The organism is Streptomyces sp. NPDC047072, from assembly GCF_040643855.1.
Taxonomy (GTDB): domain Bacteria; phylum Actinomycetota; class Actinomycetes; order Streptomycetales; family Streptomycetaceae; genus Streptomyces.
Genome location: NZ_JBEYVC010000007.1, coordinates 90,232 through 107,798, shown reverse-complemented (window position 1 = coordinate 107,798; position 17,567 = coordinate 90,232). Strand labels below are relative to the sequence as shown.

The following is a 17,567-nucleotide window of genomic DNA, read 5'->3' as shown; positions in this document are numbered from 1 at the left end:
AGCAGGTGCTTGCAATAGTTAGCGGGGGTGGGGCACAGTAGGGGCATGGCATCGCTCAACGTCGGCAATCTCGGTGAGTACCTGCGTGAGCAGCGGCGTACCGCGCAACTCTCGCTCAGGCAGCTCGCCGACGCCGCCGGGGTGTCGAATCCGTATCTGAGCCAGATCGAGCGCGGGCTGCGCAAGCCGAGCGCGGAGGTGCTGCAGCAGGTCGCCAAGGCCCTGCGGATCTCCGCGGAGACGCTGTACGTGCGGGCCGGCATCCTCGACGCCGAGCGGGACCTGGACGAGGTGGAGACACGTGCGGTCCTCCTCGCCGATCCCACGCTGAACGAGCGGCAGAAGCAGGTGCTGCTCCAGATCTACGAGTCCTTCCGCAAGGAGAACGGATTCGAGATCGCCCCGGCCGACGCCCCGCCCGCCCAGGGCGACGGTACGGCCGAGGCGCAGGACGCGCGGAGTGCCGTACAGGGCGAGGACGCCCCGGACGGCGGCCCCGCTGCGGTCGGCACCCACGCGAAACCGAAACGCACGGCAGCCAGGAACCGCCGTACCCGCACGACCGACGGCAGCGACGCCGACCCGCAGCAGACGGCAGGCTGAGCCCGCCCCCGAGTACGACTCGGACGGCTCGACCATGCCCAGGACGCCCGCGGGAACCCAAAACCCTCAGCTGAAAGCGACCCGGGAGGACCATCCCATGGCCATCACCGACGACATCCGCAAGGCCGTCACGGACCCGACCCCGCTCTACTTCCTCGCCGGCGCCGGTGACCTCGCCCTCCAGGAGGCCAAGAAGGTGCCCGGTCTGGTGGAGCAGCTGCGTGCCGAGGCCCCGGCACGCATCGAAGCGGTGCGCGGCACCGATCCGAAGGCGGTCCAGGAGAAGGCCCAGGCGCGCGCCAAGGAGGCCGGCGCCAAGGTCAGGGAGACGCAGGAGACCATCCAGGCCAAGGTCGGCGAGTTCATCGCGACCCTGGACGGCGACTTCAAGAAGCTCGGCTCCACCATCGACGCCGACCTCAAGAAGTTCGGCGAGAGCGCTCAGGACTTCGCCCTGCGCGGCGTCGGCGTCGCCGCCGAGTACGCCGTCAAGGCCCGCGAGACCTACGAGAAGGTCGCCGAGCGCGGCGAGCAGACCGTGAAGACCTGGCGTGGCGAGGCCGCCGAGGAGATCGAGGAACTGGCCATCGCCGTCGAGCCGAAGGCGGAGCCGGTCCCGGTCAAGGACGAGGCGCCGGCCGCGAAGCCCGCCGAGGCCGCGCCCGCTGCCGCGGCTCCCGCCGCTCCGGCCGCGAAGAAGACCACGGCCAAGAAGGCGACCCCCCGCAAGACCACCACCGCCAAGAAGACGACCCCGCCCGCCAAGTAAGGCACCGCGGGACGCACACGGGCCGGGCACTTACCGAGTGCCCGGCCCGTTGTACGGGTATCGGGCCTGCGGGACCGGGTACGGTGACGGCGTAGGGACAGGCCGAGACGGGTGGTGGGCATTGTGCTGATGCAAGGGTTCACGAACTTCATGTGGCTGCTGAGCATGGCCCTGATCGTGTTCAGCGGTTTCGCGTTGTTCGACGCCGCGATCCGCCGCGAGGACGCCTACCGCGCGGCCGACAAGAAGACCAAGCCGTTCTGGCTGGTCATCCTCGGCCTGGCCTTCGTGGTCAACCTGATCTTCAACATCCTGTCATTCCTGCCGATCATCGGCCTCATCGCGACGATCGTCTACATGGTCGACGTCCGCCCCGCGATCCGAGCCCTCCCGGGCGGCGGCCGCAGCGGCAGGGGACGGGGTTCGAGTAGCGACGGCCCGTACGGCCCTTGGAACGGAGGGCGCTGACAGCGCCCTCAGGGGCGCGGGGAACTGCGCGACCAGCCACGAAGCACCCGTACTCGGCACTCGACAGGTCCCGCAACGACACTCATCCGTCTCTGTCGAGCAGCAGCACAGCCACGTCGTCGGCAAGCTCCCCACCCGCCAACTCCCGCACCTCATTGACCGCGGCCCGCAGCAACCCCTCCCCGGCCAGCCCCTCCCCCCGGAGCCGCCGGACGAGAGACACCATCCCGTCCTGGCCGAGCCGCTCGCGCCCGTCCCCGACGCGCCCCTCGATCAGCCCGTCGGTGTAGAGCATCAGACTCCACGACGCCCCGAGCGGCACCTGCATCCGCGGCCACCGAGCCCCCGACAGCATCCCCAGCGCCGGCCCGTTGTTCTCCTGCGGCAGCAACCCCGCCGGCTGCCCCGGCCGGCACACCACCGGCGCCGGATGCCCGGCGAGGCACAGCCCCGCCCGTCGCCCGTCCGGCGCGATGTCGACCGTGCACAGCGTCGCGAAGATCTCGTCGTCGGACCGCTCGTGCTCCAGCACCTGCTGCAACGTCCCGAGCAGCTCGTCCCCGCACAGCCCCGCCAGGGTCAGCGCCCGCCAGGCGATCCGCAGCTCCACACCGAGCGCCGCCTCATCAGGGCCATGACCACAGACGTCACCGATCATCGCGTGGACCGTGCCGTCGGGAGTCCGTACGACGTCGTAGAAGTCACCGCCGAGCAGCGCGCGCGAGCGCCCCGGCCGGTAGCGCGCCGCGAACCGCAGCGAGGAACCCTCGAGCAGCGGGGTCGGCAGCAGCCCGCGCTCCAGGCGCCGGTTCTCCTGCGCCCGCACCCGGCCCTCCGCGAGCCGCCGCTCCGCCGTGTCGGACCGCTTGCGCTCCACCGCGTACCGGATCGCCCGGCTCAGCAGCCGGGCGTCCAGCTCGTCCCGGAAGAGGTAGTCCTGGGCGCCCACCCGCACCGCCTCGGCGCCGCGCTCGGCGTCGCCGGACGCGGTGAGCGCGAGGACGGCGTGCCGGGGCGCGAGGTGCAGGACGTGCCGGAGGACGGCGAGTTCGTCGTCGTCCGCACCGCCCGGGGCGGGCAGCGCGAGGTCGAGCAGGATGCAGTGCACGTCGTCGGTGAGCAGCCGCTCCGCCTCGGTGAGGTTGCGGGCGGTGCGGACGCGGATCGGCTTGCCGGCCGAGTCGAGCAGCTCGGGGACGACCGGGGAGCCGCCGGGATCGTCCTCGATCACCAGCAGCGTCAGGTTCGGGGCGGCGGCGTTGGTGTCGACCGTGGCTTCCTCGCGCGGGGGCTCTTCCTTGGAGGGGCCGCCCTGGTGCACGGCCTGCGCCTGACCACTCTCCACGGCCGGGATCGCTCTCTGCCGCGGTATGGGTACGGGCATGGTTGTGGGTTCCTTCCCTCCCCCCGAGGGCACGGCGGAGCGAGGGATGTCGATCCACCGACGGGGACCATAGCGGGTGCCGGGGCGGTTGAGGAATGGCGAGGGACACGTCGGCGGAGCCCTCGCCAGCGTCATATGCCTTGATTCCCGGCCCAGTTGGGCAGGTGACGGGTGTTGCGGGAATGACGAACGTCACGTCCACGACAGGTTTCACGGGCCCCTGGACGTGCCCTGAATCACATCCGACGCACAGGTTTCAGCCGCCCAAGCGTCTGGTTCAGCCACTCACGCATCTCGCCCAGCCGCTCACGCGTCCGGCCGGACCACCCCGAGGATCGGCATCGACCCCGCCCCGGCGATCGTCACCGTCCGCCCCGGCCGCGGGGCGTGCACGATCGCGCCCTCGCCGATGTACATCGCGACATGGCTGGCGTCGTCGAAGTAGATGATCAGGTCACCGGGCCGCATGTCCTTGATGTCGACGTGCTTGAGCTGCTTCCACTGCTCCTGCGAGGTGCGGGGGATGGGGGAGCCGGCGCTCGCCCAGGCCTGCGAGGTCAGCCCCGAGCAGTCGTACGACCCCGGGCCCTCGGCGCCCCATTCGTACGGCTTGCCTATCTGGGCCGTGGCGTACTCGACGGCCAGCTTCCCGGCCGCGCTCGCGTTGCTCTTGATCTCGTCGAGGATCCCGGAGTCCAGCCAGGCGCTCTGTGCCTGGTACGCGGCCTGTTCCTCCAACTCGGCGAGCCGCTCCCGCTCCTTCTCCTCCAGCTGGGACTCGAGCTTCTCGGCCGCCGCGATCTGCTTCTCGATCTGCTTCTGGGCGGCCGCCCTCGCCTTGCGGTTCGCCTCCAGCTTCGTCCACTGGGCGGAGGCGTCCGCGGCGTACTGCTTCAAGTCCTGCTGGGTGGAGGTCATTTCCGCGATCAGCGCCTTGGTGGCGCGCTGCCCCTGGAGCACCCGCCCGGTGCCGTCGAGGAACTGCTGCGGGCTGTCGCTGAGCATCAGCTGTGCCTCGTCGGGCAGTCCGCCGGTGCGGTACTGGGCGGCGGCCGCGGCGCCCGCGCGCTTCTTCAACGCGTCGAGCTTCTCCTGGCCCTTGACGATCTTCCTGGCCAGTTCGACGATCTGCGCGGACTGGCGCCGGGCCTTCTCCTCGGCGGCGTTGTAGGCGTCGGTGGCCACGGCCGCGTCGTGGTACAGCTCGTCCAGCTGCTTGCGTACGGCCTCGATGTCCTTGTTGGTCACGGGAGTCGAGGCGTCGGCTGAAGCGGAGGCGGAGGACGTCGGTGTCGGCGTCGGAGCGGTGACGCTCGCGAACGCCGCGCCCGGCGCCGCCAGCACGGTGACCGCGCCGATCACACTCACGGCCACAGCGATCAGACCGCGCTTGCCCGTCCCCATACCCTTGCCCCCAAAGCTGATTTACCGTCAGTAACTTACGGTGCCCGGGGGATCGTGCCACGTTGTGCCCCAAAACGACAGAGCTGGTACTTCTCGCCCGCCGTCCTTCCCGTCCCTTCCCCCGCTCCCCGCCCCCGATGACGATCTCCCCGCCTGTGTGACGAACGACTCACGGAGATCGTTCCGCCATCGCTCACCCTTCCGGGTGAAACCGGACGGATCGGCCGCGCCGACGCCCCTCACCCCCGCGGCGCCAACGCCCCCCACGCCACCGTCACTTCCCCCTGCCGCCACCGCGCGGCCCCGTCCGTCACCGGCCAGTCCGCCCTGAGATCCCGCACCGCCCGGATCCACCGCTGCCGGGCGCCGTACGAGGCGTAGGGCGCCGCGGCCGCCCAGGCCCGGTCGAAGTCCCGCAGGAACGCGTGCACCGGCTCACCGGGGACGTTGCGATGGATGAGCGCCTTCGGCAGCCGTTCGGCGAGATCCGACGGCCGCTCCAGGGACCCCAGCCGCGCCGCGAACGTCACCGTCCGCGCCCCCTCCGGCCCGAGCGCCACCCACACGTGCCGCCGCCCGATCTCGTCGCAGGTCCCCTCGACCAGCAGCCCCTCGGGCGCGAGCCGTCCGCACAGCCGCTCCCAGACCGCGGCCACCTCCGCCTCGTCGTACTGCCGCAGCACGTTGGCCGCCCGGATCAGCAACGGCCGCTGGGGGACGGGGATCTCGAACCCGCCGTGCCGGAAGACGAGCCCGTCCCGCTCGTACGGCTTCGCGGCCGCGACCCGCGCCGGTTCGATCTCGACGCCGACCACGCGCGCGTGGGGCGCGGTCGCGCGCAGGCGGACCAGCAGTTCGACGGCCGTCCAGGGCGCGGCGCCGTACCCGAGGTCGACGGCGACGGGGTCCGCGGCACGGCGCAGGGCGGCCCCCTGGACGGCGGCGATCCACCGGTCCATGCGCCGCAGCCGGTTCGGGTTGGTGGTCCCGCGCGTGACCGTGCCCACGGGGCGGGAGGTGGCGCGGGAGGACATGTTCACGAGCTTAGGCGGCCGCCGTAGGTCGCAGGCAGGGGCATAACAACGTGCCCCGGCATCGAACGGTTGAACGATGACCGGTAATACCTCGGCAAAATTCGGCGCGCCCGGAATGGGAACCCGACCCTCCGCTGTTGCACCCCCTTGGAGGGCGCCGAGCACCCTCCGACAGGCATGCCCGCTGCAAGGAGGACCGCCACGTGAGCCAGTACGTCAGCAGGCTCGGGCGCCGCTCTCCGGCCACGCCCCCAAGGCTCAGGCTGCACCGCCGCCCGCGCCGTGTCGCCATGCTCTCCGTGCACACCTCACCGCTCCACCAGCCCGGCACCGGCGACGCCGGCGGCATGAACGTCTACATCGTCGAACTCGCCCAGCGCCTCGCCGCGATCAACATCGAGGTGGAGATCTTCACGCGCGCGACGACGGCCGCACTCCCGCCGACGGTCGAGATGGCCCCCGGCGTCCTGGTCCGTCACATCGACGCGGGCCCCTACGAGGGCCTCAACAAGGAGGACCTGCCCGCCCAGCTCTGCGCCTTCACCCACGGCGTGATGCAGGCCTGGGCCGGCCACCGCCCCGGCTACTACGACCTGGTCCACTCCCACTACTGGCTCTCCGGCCATGTCGGCTGGCTCGCCGCGCAGCGCTGGGGCACCCCATTGGTGCACGCCATGCACACCATGGCCAAGGTCAAGAACGCCAACCTGGCCAGCGGCGACACCCCCGAGCCGGCCGCCCGCGTCATCGGCGAGACCCAGATCGTCTCCGCCGCCGACCGTCTCATCGCGAACACCGCCGAGGAGCGCGAGGAGCTCGTACGGCACTACGCCGCCGATCCCGCGAAGGTCGCCGTGGTGCACCCGGGCGTCAACCTCGACCGCTTCCGCCCCGCCGACGGCCGCGCCGCCGCCCGCGCCCGCCTCGGCCTCCCGCAGGACGCCCTGATCCCCCTCTTCGCGGGCCGCATCCAGCCCCTCAAGGCCCCGGACATCCTCCTGCGCGCGGTGGCGGTCCTGCTCGACGAGCGCCCCGACCTGCGCTCGCGCATCCTCGTCCCGGTCGTCGGCGGCCTCAGCGGCAGCGGCCTGTCCAAACCGGAGGGCCTGCAGAAACTGGCGTCCCGGCTCGGCATCGCGGACGTCGTCCGCTTCCACCCGCCCGTCGGCCAGGAGCAGCTCGCCGACTGGTTCCGGGCCGCCTCCGTGCTCGTGATGCCGTCCTACAGCGAGTCCTTCGGCCTGGTCGCCATAGAGGCCCAGGCGGCCGGCACCCCGGTCCTCGCGGCGGCGGTCGGCGGGCTGCCCGTGGCGGTGGCCGACGAACGGACCGGTTTCCTCGTACGAGGACACGATCCGGCCCGCTACGCGCGCGTGCTGCGTGATTTCGCCGACGACCCGGCCCTCGCGCCCCGGATGGGCGAGGCCGCCGCCCGGCACGCGCAGTCCTTCGGCTGGGACACCGCGGCGGCCGCGACGGCGGACGTCTACATCGCGGCGGCCCAGTCGCACCGCCGTCGCGTACGCTCGCACCATGGCTGACGCGCGGAAGGTGATCGAGGAGTTCCTGGCCGGCGCCGAGCTGGAGTGGGAGAGCCCGGAGCCCGGCACCTACGTCGTCCAGCTGCCCGGCACCCGCAAGCTGAAGACGACCGTCTCCCTGCTGGTCGGCCGCCACTCCCTCTCGCTCAACGCCTTCGTCATCCGCCACCCCGACGAGAACGAACCCGGCGTCCACCGCTGGCTGTTGGAGCGCAACCTCAAGCTCTACGGCATCGGGTACGCCGTCGACCACCTCGGCGACATCTACGTCACCGCCAAGCTGCCGCTCGCCGCCGTCACCGCCGACGAGGTCGACCGCCTCCTCGGCCAGGTCCTGGAGGCGGCCGACGGTGCCTTCAACACGCTGCTGGAGCTGGGGTTCGCCACCGCGATCCGCAGGGAGTACGAGTGGCGGACGGCCCGGGGCGAGTCGACGCGGAACCTGGACGCGTTCGCGCATCTGACGCGCGGACCGGCCGGCTGACCCCGGGCGCGGTCTCAGTTCCCGCCCGGCGGCAGGGAGTTGTCGGGCAGCGGCTCGTCGGTCGGGTCGTGGGGTTCGCCGCTCGGCTCCGACGACGGCTTGTCGAGCTCGTTCGCCATCGCCCGCAGCGCGTCGGCCAGTTCCTTCTTCGTCGGCAACTGGTCGATCTTCCGGTCGAGTTCCGTGAGCCGCCGCTCGATCTCGTCGAGTTGGCTCGGGGCGGAGGGCTCGTCGGTCGGGTCGTCGACGGAGGTTGAGGTCGGGGACGGGTCGGTGCCGCCGCTGCCGCCCACGGTGCCGCCGTCGTCCTGGGTGCTCGTCGAGGTCGGCGGTTCGGGGGTGGGGTCGTCGTCCGAGGTGGCGGCGAGGGCGACACCGCCGACACCGAGGGCCAGAACGGTCGCCGCCCCCGCGACGGCGACCGAGAAGCGTCTGAGTGGTAGGGAGCGGTTTTTGACCGGCGCGATTCGAGATGTGTCCGAGTCGTGTGCTTTCTGTGTGTCATCCATGGAGGGGACGGTAATCGCGGACGATCACCGGACGGGTGTCTTCCGCGCATAACGCCCCGGCGTGACCCCCACCAACTTCCTGAAGTGCCGGGTGAGATGGGCCTGGTCGTGGAAGCCGGTGAGCGCGGCGACCTCGGCCGGCCTGCGGTCCGCGAGCAGCAGCCGCCGGGCCCGGTCCACGCGGCGCGAGGTCAGGTACTGGTGCGGCGCGATGCCGTACGCCCCGCTGAACGCCCGTACGAGATGCGCCGGATGGGCCTGCACCAGCCCCGCGGCCTCCTCCAGCGACAGCCCCTCGACGACCCGCTCGTCGAGGAGTTCGCGCAGCCGGCGGGCGAGCGCGGGGTCGCGGCGGGTCCCGGTCGCCTTCCGGGGCCGTAGGAGCGTGGTGAGCCGCTCGCCGATCAACGTCAGCCTGCTCTCGGCCTCCAGCTCCTCGCCGGGCCGTACGAGCGCGGTGTGCAGCTGTCCGACGCGCCGCCGCAGCAGTGGATCCCGCAGGTCGGGGGTGTCGACGGCGGGTCCGATGAGGTCGTCGCCGAGGTGGGTGCCGTCGAGGTAGACGACCCGCTTGCGGAAGCCGCCCGGGGTGGCGGGCTCGCCGTTGTGCGGGACGTGCGGCGGCAGCAGCGACACGGTGTCGCCCGGCGTCCCGTGCTCGTGCCGGTCGAGGTCGTACCGGACGGCGCCGTCGTCCACGATGAGCAGCGTCCACGCCTCGTGCACGTGCATCGGGTAGGCGTACTCCGTGAAGTGGGCGTGGAAGACCTCGGTGACGCCGGGGACGAGGGGCCGCCATGCGGTGACGTCGCGCCGGGGGGCCGGGTGCCGGGGGGCCGGGTGCGCGGGGGCCATGCAAAGAACGTACAAGACGGTGTCGTACGACGACCCGCACGCTTCCCCCATGAGCACTGAACCGATCCGCTTCGACACCAAGATCGCCGTATTGCTGCGCGAGGACCTGGAGACCTGGCAGCGCCTCAATGTCACCTCCTTCCTGGTCAGCGGCCTGGGTACGGAGGCGCCGGAGGTGATGGGGGAGCCGTACGAGGACGCCGACGGGGTGTCCTATCTGCGGATGTTCCGCCAGCCGGTCCTGGTCTTCGAGGGCACGAAGGAGACGCTGACGACGGCCCACGCGCGCGTGCTGTCCCGTTCGCTGGCGTGTTCCGTCTTCACGAGCGACCTCTTCTCGACCGGCAACGACCGTGACAACCGCGCGGCGGTGCGGGCGGTCGCGACGGCGGAGCTGGACCTGGTGGGACTCGCGGTGTACGGGCCACGCAACGCCGTGGACAAGGTGCTCAAGGGCGCGCGGATGCATCCGTGACGGCGGCGGACTTCTCGAGTACGGCGGTGTGGGGGCCCTCGTCGGGCAGTCGGCGCATGAGGGCGGCGTACCCGGCCGCGGCGACCGTTCCGACGACCGCGCACAGCCCCCACAGCCACTCGGCGCCGTAGTGGTCGATGACGAAGCCGGACAGGAGGGGCGCGACGAGGGCGGCGACGGACCAGGACAGGGTGTACATGCCCTGGTAGCGGCCGCGGCCCTGGGCGGGGGAGAGGCGGACGACGAGGCCGGTCTGCGTCGGCGCGTTGATCATCTCGCCGACCGTCCAGACGCAGACGGTGAGGGCGAACAGGCCCACGGACCCGGCGAAGGCGGTGAGCCCGAAGCCGTACCCCGCGAGGAGCGACGACACGACGAGCAGCCGCTTGGCGTCCCGGTGCTGGATGAGCCGGGTCACGGGGATCTGGAGGGCGACGATCAGCACGCCGTTCAGGGCGATGGCCAGCCCGTAGTCGGCGGGCGTGAACCCGGCCTCGCCCATCGCGACGGGCAGCCCGAGCGAACCCTGCTGGAAGATCACCGCGACGAGGAAGGACAGCCCCACGACCGCCATGAACCGCCGGTCGCGCAGGACGGTCGTCAGGCGTACGTCGTCCTGCGAGCTCCCGGTGCTCTGTGGTGCGCTCGGCCGGGACTCGGGCAGCTTCAGGAAGACGACGACCGCGCAGACCGCGGTCATCCCGGCCTCGACCAGGAACCCGGCGCGGTAGCTGACCTCGGCGATGAAGCCGGCGGCCGTGGAGGAGATCGCGAAACCGAGGTTGATGGCCCAGTAGTTGAGGGAGAAGGCGCGGATACGGTCCTCGGGCCGGACGACGTCGGCGATCATCGCCTGCACGGCCGGGCGGGAGGCGTTGGAGGCCATGCCGACCAGGAAGGCGACGGCGGCGATGGCGACCGGGTCGTGCACGAAGGCGAGCAGCGCGACGGAGGCCGCGGTGGAGGCCTGGGCGATCAGCAGGGTGGGGCGCCGTCCGAGCCGGTCGGTCATGACCCCGCCGCCGAGGGAGGAGACGACACCGCCGAGGCCGTGCAGGGCGGCGACGAGACCGGCGTAGGAGGCGGAGTAGCCGCGGTCGAGGGTGAGGTACAGCGCCATGAAGGTGGCGACGAAGGCGCCGAGCCGGTTGACGAGGGTGCTGGTCCACAGCCACCAGAACTCGCGGGGGAGGCCGGAGACGGTCTCGTGCGTGGCACGTCTCAGGCTGGCGACTGACACAGGGATCCCCCACAGATGTAAGCGGCTCGGGTAGTGATCGCAACTTACTGACGTAGGTCGTCGGCGGGCCACTCAATTAACAGATCCCGTCAACCGTCCGCCTGCCGAGCGGACACACGGCGGACCGGGGCCGTGGATTACGCTCAGACGCATGGCCGACGCACCGTACAAGCTGATCCTCCTCCGCCACGGCGAGAGCGAATGGAACGCGAAGAACCTGTTCACCGGCTGGGTGGACGTCAACCTCAACGAGAAGGGCGAGAAGGAGGCAGTCCGCGGCGGCGAGCTCCTGAAGGACGCCGATCTCCTCCCCGACGTGGTCCACACCTCCCTCCAGAAGCGCGCGATCCGCACGGCGCAGCTGGCGCTGGAGTCGGCGGACCGGCACTGGATCCCCGTCCACCGCTCGTGGCGCCTGAACGAGCGCCACTACGGCGCGCTCCAGGGCAAGGACAAGGCGCAGACCCTCGCGGAGTTCGGCGAGGAGCAGTTCATGCTGTGGCGCCGTTCCTACGACACCCCGCCGCCGCCGCTCGAGGACGGCACGGAGTTCTCGCAGTCGGGCGACCCCCGCTACGCCTCCATCCCCCCGGAGCTGCGCCCCCGCACGGAGTGCCTCAAGGACGTCGTCGTGCGCATGCTCCCCTACTGGTACGACGGCATCGTCCCCGACCTCCTGGCCGGCCGCACGGTCCTCGTCGCCGCCCACGGCAACTCCCTCCGCGCCCTGGTCAAGCACCTCGACGGCATCTCCGACGCCGACATCGCGGGCCTGAACATCCCCACGGGCATCCCCCTCTCCTACGAACTCGCCCCCGACTTCAAGCCGCTGAACCCCGGCGGCACCTACCTCGACCCGGACGCGGCAGCGGCAGCGATCGAGGCGGTCAAGAACCAGGGCAAGAAGAAGTAACCCGTTTTGCTTGGGCCCCCTACCTGCGGTTTCGCCGCGGGTAGGGGGTTTTCGCGGGCCGTGGCGGTCAGCGGCAGAGGTCCATCATGGTGTCGTCGAAGTCGGGGAACTCTCGGGTCGCCTGCTCGATGACGGCATCTGCTGGCTGCCTGTGGTCGGCCGTGAATCTTTCGGCGACAGACGCCAGTTCCTGGTGGTGACGCGGGACCCAGTCCGGTTCGTACGAGGTGGCCGCCTCCCAGGGGCCGTATCCACCTGCCAGCAGCCACAAGAAGGCACCCAAGTCACGCGCCACGACCCCGGTTTCGCCCTCGGATCCGAGGAAGACCACGGGCTGGTCGACGAGCGGGCGGTGCGGGCGGACGAGCCAGAAGGCCGCGTAGCCGCCGGTGCCGTCCTGGCCGAACACACGGAAGCAGTCGCCGTTCGCCTCCGCGCTGCCGGTCCAGGCGCGGAACCAGTCAGTGGTCACGCTAGCGACCACCACTGACACCGAGAGCGCGGTGGTCGGCTCAGTGGAGAGCCGCGTGGAACTCGGTGCGGTGGGTGGCTGTGTAGTTGTGTTCCCGTAGGGACCATGTGATGCGGTCGGTGATTTGTTCCGTGGTTGTGTCGTGGGGGCGGTGGTTCTCGGGTAGGCGTTGGCGCCACCAGTTCGCGTTGCGTGTCTGGCGTTCCGTTATCGCGTCGAACAGTCGTGGTCGGTCCTTCGGCGGGAGTCCGTAGGCGTCGGCTAGCAGCCGTACCTGTGCGGCCTGGAGTTCGACCGGACCCCGGTCGGGGCGGGAGGAGACGCACCAGGTCCAGGCCATGTAGGCGAGGTCCTCGAGTGGGTCTCCCGGGGCCGCGGTGTCGAAGTCGATGAAGGCGACGGGGAGTTCGGTGCGGAAGACGGTGTTGTTGGGGCCGGGGTCGTGGTGGCAGACGACGGGGGCGGCGCCGGGGAGGGTGCGGGTCGCGTGGTGGAGGTTTCGCAACAGGCGTCCTGCCGCGGCGACTTGAGCGTCCGTCCACCGTTGGAACCGGGACGGCACCTCGCCCGGGATGTGACTGAGGACGTCACGACCCCGCTCGTCGGTGCCGAGGTGGCGGGGAGCGCCGGAGAAGCCCTGCCGTTCGAGGTGGGTGAGGAGAACGGCCACGTACGGGGAGGACGCCGAGGTCGGGCGGCGTACCGTGTCCGCGATCCGTACCACCCCGGCCGTGATACGCCCGCCGGACAGCGGCACTTCCTCACCGCCGGCGGCCATGAACCGCCCTCACAGACAGCACCGGCAGTACACATGGGCACCCGCCGCGCGCGCCCGGGACGCCAGGGCCATGAACGTCTCGACCGTGTCCTTGACGTGGAGGTAGTCCGCGAAGTCGACCTCCTCTATCTCGAACCACTGGGCCGCCACCATCGGTACGGCGTCCTCGGGAAGCGTGGCGAGCAGGTCACGCCAGCGGTCGGGGAGCTGCTGGAGGATGAGCCCGGTGTTCCACGGGGAGTCGGGGTCGTCGGATCCGGCCTGGGGGTACGGCGGTTCGGGCCAGACCAGTTCCGGCGCGTCCTGCTGGTCGGCGAGCCGGACGCCCTCCGCGAAGGCGACCAACTGCGCCAGCACGACGTCCGGGTCCAGCCCCTTCGCGTCGATCCAGTCCGCGCCCACGTCCTCCAGCGACGACCCGCGCAGCCAGTCGCCGCCCGGGCCGATCGCCTGGTCCGTCGCCGTGGTGTGGTCGGGCGCGTGGAAGTAGTCGTACAGAACACCCATGTCGGTCTCCGTCGGTCACCGTCTGCTGAATCCCAGTAGAGCAGCAGCCACTGACAACGGACGGCCGCCGAGCAACGGGCCGTCGAGCAACAGGCCGTCGAGCGACTCAGCGCTCCGGACCCGCCCCGCCCGTCACCGCGGTCCGTCACCGCCGTCCGGCACCGGCATCGGCTCATGCGTCGACTCAGACATCGTCTCCGGCGTCGCGAAGAGTATGTCCCGGGCCTGCTCCGCCGCCCGGATCATGCTCTCCCCGACGAAGTCGACGAAGCGCGCGATGTTCTCCAGGCGGACGGCGGCGGGGGAGTCGGGACCGAGGAGGCTGACGCCCTGACGTGCGGTCTCGGCCATCTGGGCGTGGCCCCGGGCGCTGGCGATCATCCCCTGGTACCAGACGTCGTTGTCGACGACGTACCGCTCGCGCCGGCGTTCGTCGCGCTCCCGCCGGATCAGCCCCTGGCTCTCCAGAAGCGTGATCGCCTTGGAGATGGACGCCGGGCTGACCTCCAGATGCCGGGCGAGTTCGGACGCGGTGAGGCTGCCCGCGTCGCTCGTGTAGAGGCACACCAGCACCCGGGACATCATCTTCGGCAGCCCCTGCTGCATGAGGAGCGTGGTGAACGACTCCTCGTACGCGCGTACGGCCTCGACATCGCGTCCGTCGCCCTCAAGAGGCGTCTTCGCCCCGCGCGGCACGGTCTGCCTACGGCGGTGCGCACGGTGTTCGGTGGCCCGGTGGGCGAGGTCGGCGCGGTAGCCGGCGGGGCCGCCGTTGCGCATGACCTCGCGTGTGACGGTCGAGGTCGGGCGGTCGAGGCGTCGCGCGATCTCCGCGTAGGCGAGGCCGTCGGCCAGTCCCAGCGCGATCTGCTGACGTTCCTGCTGGGTGAGTCTGCCTCCCGGCATCGCGGCCTCCTCAGTGGTTCGTGACATCGCCAGCATAGCGTTCAGTCTCCATCTATTGCAACGCTTCGAGTGAGTGTTGTTGCATTAGTTTTACGTCCATTGCAATGATTTCGCGGCTTCTAGCTGCGTAAATGACAGTCACGTGCAACGAATATGTTGCCGTATCTATGAACGCAACGTAGCTTTTCCATCATCGGAAACAGCGAAGCCAAGGAGTGCACCATGCAGAAGTTCGCCACCCCCGCCCCCGTCCTGGCCGTCCTGGACATCCCCGCCGGCGCCATCCGGTTCATCGCCGCCGACCGGGCCGACACCACCGTCGAGGTGCTCCCCGCGGACGCCTCCCGCAGCCGGGACGTGAGGGCCGCCGAGCAGACCACCGTCGCCTACGACGCGGAAGGCGCGGTCCTGCGGATTGAGACCCCCGTCAAGAACCAGGCCTTCGGTCCGTCCGGTGCCGTCGAGGTCACCGTCCAACTGCCCGCCGGCTCCCGTGTCCGGGCCACCGCGGCCGCCGCCGAACTGCGCGGGGTCGGACGCCTCGGCGACATCGTCTTCGAGGCCGCCCAGGCCACGGTCAAGCTCGACGAGACCGCCGACGTCCAGTTGACCCTCCAGGCCGGCGACATCACCGTCGGCCGTCTGAGCGGAAGCGGTGAACTCCGCACCCAGAAGGGCGACTTGACCGTCACCGAGGCCGGTGCCGGCGCGCTCACCCTGCGCACCGAGCACGGCGACATCACGGTCACCGCGGCCCGCGGGGTCTCCGCCGCCCTGGACGCCGGCACCGCGTACGGCCGTATCCACAACAGCCTCAAGAACGCCGACGGCGCCGACCTCACCCTCCACGCGACCTCCGGCTACGGCGACATCACCGCCCGCAGCCTCTAGCCACCCGGCGCCTGCAACTCGCCTTCACCTAGGAGTACTTGACATGACCGACCTGGCCATCGCGGCGAACGGGCTGCGCAAGTCGTACGGCGACAAGACCGTCCTCGACGGCGTCGACCTGGCCGTCCCGCAGGGGACGATCTTCTCCCTGCTCGGCCCGAACGGCGCCGGAAAGACCACCGCCGTGAAGATCCTCTCCACTCTGATCCGGGCCGACGCCGGTCAGGCGTCGATCGCCGGGCACGACATCGCCACCGCACCGCAGGCAGTGCGGGCGGCGATCGGGGTGACCGGTCAGTTCTCCGCGGTGGACGGGCTGATCACCGGTGAGGAGAACATGCTGTTGATGGCGGACCTGCATCACCTGTCCCGGGCCGAGGGGAAGCGGGTCTCCGCCCAACTGCTGGAGCGTTTCGACCTGGTGGAGGCGGCGAAGAAGCCCGCGTCGACCTACTCGGGGGGTATGAAGCGGCGGCTCGACATCGCCATGACGTTGGTGGGCGGTCCGCGGATCATCTTCCTGGACGAGCCGACCACCGGTCTCGACCCGCGTTCCCGGCACACCATGTGGGGGATCATCCGGGAGTTGGTGACCGACGGGGTGACCGTCTTCCTCACCACGCAGTATCTGGAGGAGGCGGACGAACTCGCCGACCGGATCGCGGTGTTGAACAACGGCGGGATCGTCGCGGAAGGCACCGCGGAGGAGTTGAAGCGGATCGTCCCCGGCGGACACGTCCGGCTCCGCTTCACCGACCCGGCCGCCTACCGGTCCGCCGCATCCGCCCTGCACGACGCGGCACCGGACGACGAGGCGCTCGCGCTCCAGCTCCCCAGCGACGGCAGCCAGCGCGAACTGCGCGCCGTACTCGACCGGTTGGACTCCGCCGGTATCGAGGCCGACGAGCTGACCGTGCACACCCCCGACCTCGACGACGTGTTCTTCGCCCTGACCGACAGCACCGCCAACCCCCTTGAGGAGACGGCCCGATGAGCAATCTCTCCCTCGCCGTGCGCGACTCGTCCACGATGCTGCGGCGCAACCTCCTGCACGCCCGCCGCTACCCGTCTCTCACGCTGAACCTGCTGCTCACGCCGATCATGCTGTTGCTGCTGTTCGTCTACATCTTCGGCGACACCATGAGCGCGGGCATCGGGGGCCGTGGCGGGCCGGACCGCTCGGCGTACACCGCCTACCTTGTGCCCGGTCTGCTGCTGATGACCATCGGCTCCACCACGATCGGCACCGCGGTCTCCGTCTCCAACGACATGACCGAGGGGATCATCGCCCGCTTCCGCACGATGTCCATCCACCGCGGGTCCGTGCTGATCGGGCACGTCGTCGGCAGCGTGCTCCAGTCGGTCATCAGCGTCGTCCTCGTGGGGGCGGTCGGGGTGGCGATCGGGTTCCGCTCCACCGACGCCACGGTCCTGGAGTGGCTCGCCGCCTTCGGACTGCTCGTCCTGTTCGCGACGGCGCTCACCTGGATCGCCGTCGGCATGGGGCTGGTCAGCCCCAACGCGGAGGCGGCCAGCAACAACGCGATGCCGCTGATCTTCCTGCCCCTGATCTCCAGCACGTTCGTGCCCGTCGGCGCGATGCCAGGCTGGTTCCAGCCGATCGCCGAGTACCAGCCGTTCACGCCGGCCATCGAAACCCTGCGCGGGCTGCTGCTCGGCACGGAGATCGGCCACAACGGATGGCTCGCGATCGCCTGGTGCGTGGGGCTCGCGGTCCTCGGCTACTTCTGGTCCACGTCGAAGTTCGACGCCGACCCGAAGTAACGGCCATGTCCACGCTGGTGGTTGGGGCGGTGCGCACCGATTCGCACCGCCCTTTTCGTGTACGCGGCGCACCTAGACCGTGAGTTGGCGGCTATACGTCCGGTCCCCTGCGATGTCACAAAACCGAGCCGTCGATCCGTCGTCCAGGAGCAGCACCCATCGGCACGATCCACAGACCCACAGAGCAGGGAGTCAACTTGTTCGCCGCCTACCTCACGGTCACGATCCTCGGCGCGGTCTTCAACGGGGCCGCCGCCGTCACCTATCTGATCGGCCACGAATACCCCAAGACCCAGGCGGACATGAAGGGAATACCCCGCAAGTGGGTGCCGGTACTGGGCATGTTGCTCGCCGCGGGCACCGCGGGGCTGCTGGCCGGGCTCGCCGTACCGGTCCTCGGCACCCTCGCCGCCGGTGGCCTCACGCTCTACTTCATCGGCGCCATCATCGCCCACCTGCGGGTCGGCTCCCGCAACATCGTGGGCGGGATCGTCTTCCTCGCCACCAATGTGTCCGCCCTGGTCCTGGGCCTGGCAGCGGCCGTCTGAC

At 70.6% G+C, this 17,567-nt stretch carries 21 protein-coding genes; 11 read left to right on the top strand and 10 right to left on the bottom strand.

All coding sequences use genetic code 11. The annotated features are described in order from the left end of the window. Positions 1–45: 45 nt before the first annotated feature. The 3 genes from ABZ896_RS05205 (at position 46) to ABZ896_RS05195 (ending at position 1,840) form a co-directional block, all read left to right on the top strand. Positions 46–603, top strand: coding sequence for a helix-turn-helix transcriptional regulator (locus tag ABZ896_RS05205; RefSeq protein ID WP_360922154.1), 558 nt, complete (start codon positions 46–48; stop codon positions 601–603). Positions 604–700: 97 nt separating this feature from the next. Further along, positions 701–1,372, top strand: a complete 672-nt coding sequence (locus tag ABZ896_RS05200; protein WP_360922151.1) for a hypothetical protein — start codon at positions 701–703, stop codon at positions 1,370–1,372. A gap of 129 nt (positions 1,373–1,501) precedes the next feature. Continuing rightward, a complete protein-coding gene (locus tag ABZ896_RS05195) occupies positions 1,502–1,840 on the top strand; it encodes a DUF2516 family protein (protein ID WP_360922149.1) in 339 nt (112 codons plus the stop codon). A gap of 82 nt (positions 1,841–1,922) precedes the next feature. Here ABZ896_RS05195 and ABZ896_RS05190 read toward each other — a convergent pair whose 3' ends face one another. The 3 genes from ABZ896_RS05190 to ABZ896_RS05180 form a co-directional block, all read right to left on the bottom strand. Continuing rightward, positions 1,923–3,224, bottom strand: a complete 1,302-nt coding sequence (locus tag ABZ896_RS05190) for a SpoIIE family protein phosphatase (protein ID WP_360922146.1) — start codon at positions 3,222–3,224, stop codon at positions 1,923–1,925. Positions 3,225–3,530: 306 nt separating this feature from the next. Beyond that, positions 3,531–4,628, bottom strand: a complete 1,098-nt coding sequence (locus ABZ896_RS05185; RefSeq protein ID WP_360922143.1) for an NlpC/P60 family protein — start codon at positions 4,626–4,628, stop codon at positions 3,531–3,533. A gap of 239 nt (positions 4,629–4,867) precedes the next feature. Further along, positions 4,868–5,662 (bottom strand): class I SAM-dependent methyltransferase, encoded by a 795-nt coding sequence (locus tag ABZ896_RS05180; RefSeq protein ID WP_360922140.1) that lies wholly within the window; start codon positions 5,660–5,662, stop codon positions 4,868–4,870. Between the two features lie 203 nt (positions 5,663–5,865). On the opposite strand from ABZ896_RS05180, the gene mshA reads away from it, so the two are divergent. Then, positions 5,866–7,203 (top strand): D-inositol-3-phosphate glycosyltransferase, encoded by a 1,338-nt coding sequence (gene mshA, locus ABZ896_RS05175; protein ID WP_360922137.1) that lies wholly within the window; start codon positions 5,866–5,868, stop codon positions 7,201–7,203. Further along, positions 7,196–7,687, top strand: coding sequence for a YbjN domain-containing protein (locus ABZ896_RS05170; protein WP_360922133.1), 492 nt, complete (start codon positions 7,196–7,198; stop codon positions 7,685–7,687). The genes mshA and ABZ896_RS05170 overlap by 8 nt, the downstream gene beginning before the upstream one ends. 14 nt (positions 7,688–7,701) lie before the next feature. Here the strand turns inward: ABZ896_RS05170 and ABZ896_RS05165 are convergent, their stop codons facing one another. Together ABZ896_RS05165 and ABZ896_RS05160 are read right to left on the bottom strand one after the other, a co-directional pair. Continuing rightward, positions 7,702–8,196 (bottom strand): hypothetical protein, encoded by a 495-nt coding sequence (locus ABZ896_RS05165; RefSeq protein ID WP_360922130.1) that lies wholly within the window; start codon positions 8,194–8,196, stop codon positions 7,702–7,704. Positions 8,197–8,220: 24 nt separating this feature from the next. Then, a complete protein-coding gene (locus ABZ896_RS05160; protein ID WP_360922127.1) occupies positions 8,221–9,051 on the bottom strand; it encodes an AraC family transcriptional regulator in 831 nt (276 codons plus the stop codon). A 49-nt stretch (positions 9,052–9,100) separates the two neighbouring features. Between ABZ896_RS05160 and ABZ896_RS05155 the strand changes: the two genes are divergently transcribed. Next, complete coding sequence (locus ABZ896_RS05155) at positions 9,101–9,526, top strand: DUF2000 domain-containing protein (RefSeq protein WP_360922124.1); 426 nt, start codon at positions 9,101–9,103, stop codon at positions 9,524–9,526. On the opposite strand, the gene ABZ896_RS05150 is transcribed toward ABZ896_RS05155, so the two are convergent. Then, positions 9,501–10,766, bottom strand: coding sequence for an MFS transporter (locus ABZ896_RS05150; RefSeq protein WP_360922121.1), 1,266 nt, complete (start codon positions 10,764–10,766; stop codon positions 9,501–9,503). The genes ABZ896_RS05155 and ABZ896_RS05150 overlap by 26 nt on opposite strands. 151 nt (positions 10,767–10,917) lie before the next feature. Between ABZ896_RS05150 and ABZ896_RS05145 the strand changes: the two genes are divergently transcribed. Continuing rightward, on the top strand, positions 10,918–11,679 hold the full coding sequence (locus ABZ896_RS05145; protein ID WP_360922118.1) for a phosphoglyceromutase: 762 nt from the start codon (positions 10,918–10,920) through the stop codon (positions 11,677–11,679). A gap of 67 nt (positions 11,680–11,746) precedes the next feature. Here ABZ896_RS05145 and ABZ896_RS05140 read toward each other — a convergent pair whose 3' ends face one another. From ABZ896_RS05140 to ABZ896_RS05125, 4 genes are all read right to left on the bottom strand, one after another. Further along, a complete protein-coding gene (locus ABZ896_RS05140) occupies positions 11,747–12,151 on the bottom strand; it encodes an SMI1/KNR4 family protein (protein ID WP_360922115.1) in 405 nt (134 codons plus the stop codon). 40 nt (positions 12,152–12,191) lie between these two features. Further along, the gene (locus tag ABZ896_RS05135) at positions 12,192–12,929 is read right to left on the bottom strand and encodes an aminoglycoside phosphotransferase family protein (RefSeq protein ID WP_360922112.1); all 738 of its coding nucleotides are present in this window, start codon (positions 12,927–12,929) and stop codon (positions 12,192–12,194) included. A 9-nt stretch (positions 12,930–12,938) separates the two neighbouring features. Then, positions 12,939–13,436: a hypothetical protein gene (locus tag ABZ896_RS05130; protein WP_360922109.1), complete on the bottom strand. Its 498-nt coding sequence runs from the start codon at positions 13,434–13,436 to the stop codon at positions 12,939–12,941. 132 nt (positions 13,437–13,568) lie between these two features. Continuing rightward, positions 13,569–14,342: a helix-turn-helix domain-containing protein gene (locus ABZ896_RS05125; RefSeq protein WP_360922106.1), complete on the bottom strand. Its 774-nt coding sequence runs from the start codon at positions 14,340–14,342 to the stop codon at positions 13,569–13,571. Between the two features lie 222 nt (positions 14,343–14,564). Here ABZ896_RS05125 and ABZ896_RS05120 point away from each other — a divergent pair, with 222 nt between their 5' ends. The 4 genes from ABZ896_RS05120 to ABZ896_RS05105 all read left to right on the top strand — a co-directional run bounded on the left by ABZ896_RS05120 (position 14,565) and on the right by ABZ896_RS05105 (position 17,566). Next, positions 14,565–15,233 (top strand): DUF4097 family beta strand repeat-containing protein, encoded by a 669-nt coding sequence (locus tag ABZ896_RS05120; RefSeq protein ID WP_360922103.1) that lies wholly within the window; start codon positions 14,565–14,567, stop codon positions 15,231–15,233. A 43-nt stretch (positions 15,234–15,276) separates the two neighbouring features. Continuing rightward, entirely contained in the window at positions 15,277–16,227 is a 951-nt protein-coding gene (locus ABZ896_RS05115; protein ID WP_360922100.1) for an ATP-binding cassette domain-containing protein, read from the top strand. Next, complete coding sequence (locus ABZ896_RS05110) at positions 16,224–17,018, top strand: ABC transporter permease (protein WP_360922098.1); 795 nt, start codon at positions 16,224–16,226, stop codon at positions 17,016–17,018. Before ABZ896_RS05115 ends, ABZ896_RS05110 begins: the two co-directional genes overlap by 4 nt. A 197-nt stretch (positions 17,019–17,215) precedes the next feature. Continuing rightward, positions 17,216–17,566, top strand: coding sequence for a DoxX family protein (locus ABZ896_RS05105; protein ID WP_360922095.1), 351 nt, complete (start codon positions 17,216–17,218; stop codon positions 17,564–17,566). The last annotated feature ends 1 nt before the right edge of the window (position 17,567 follow it).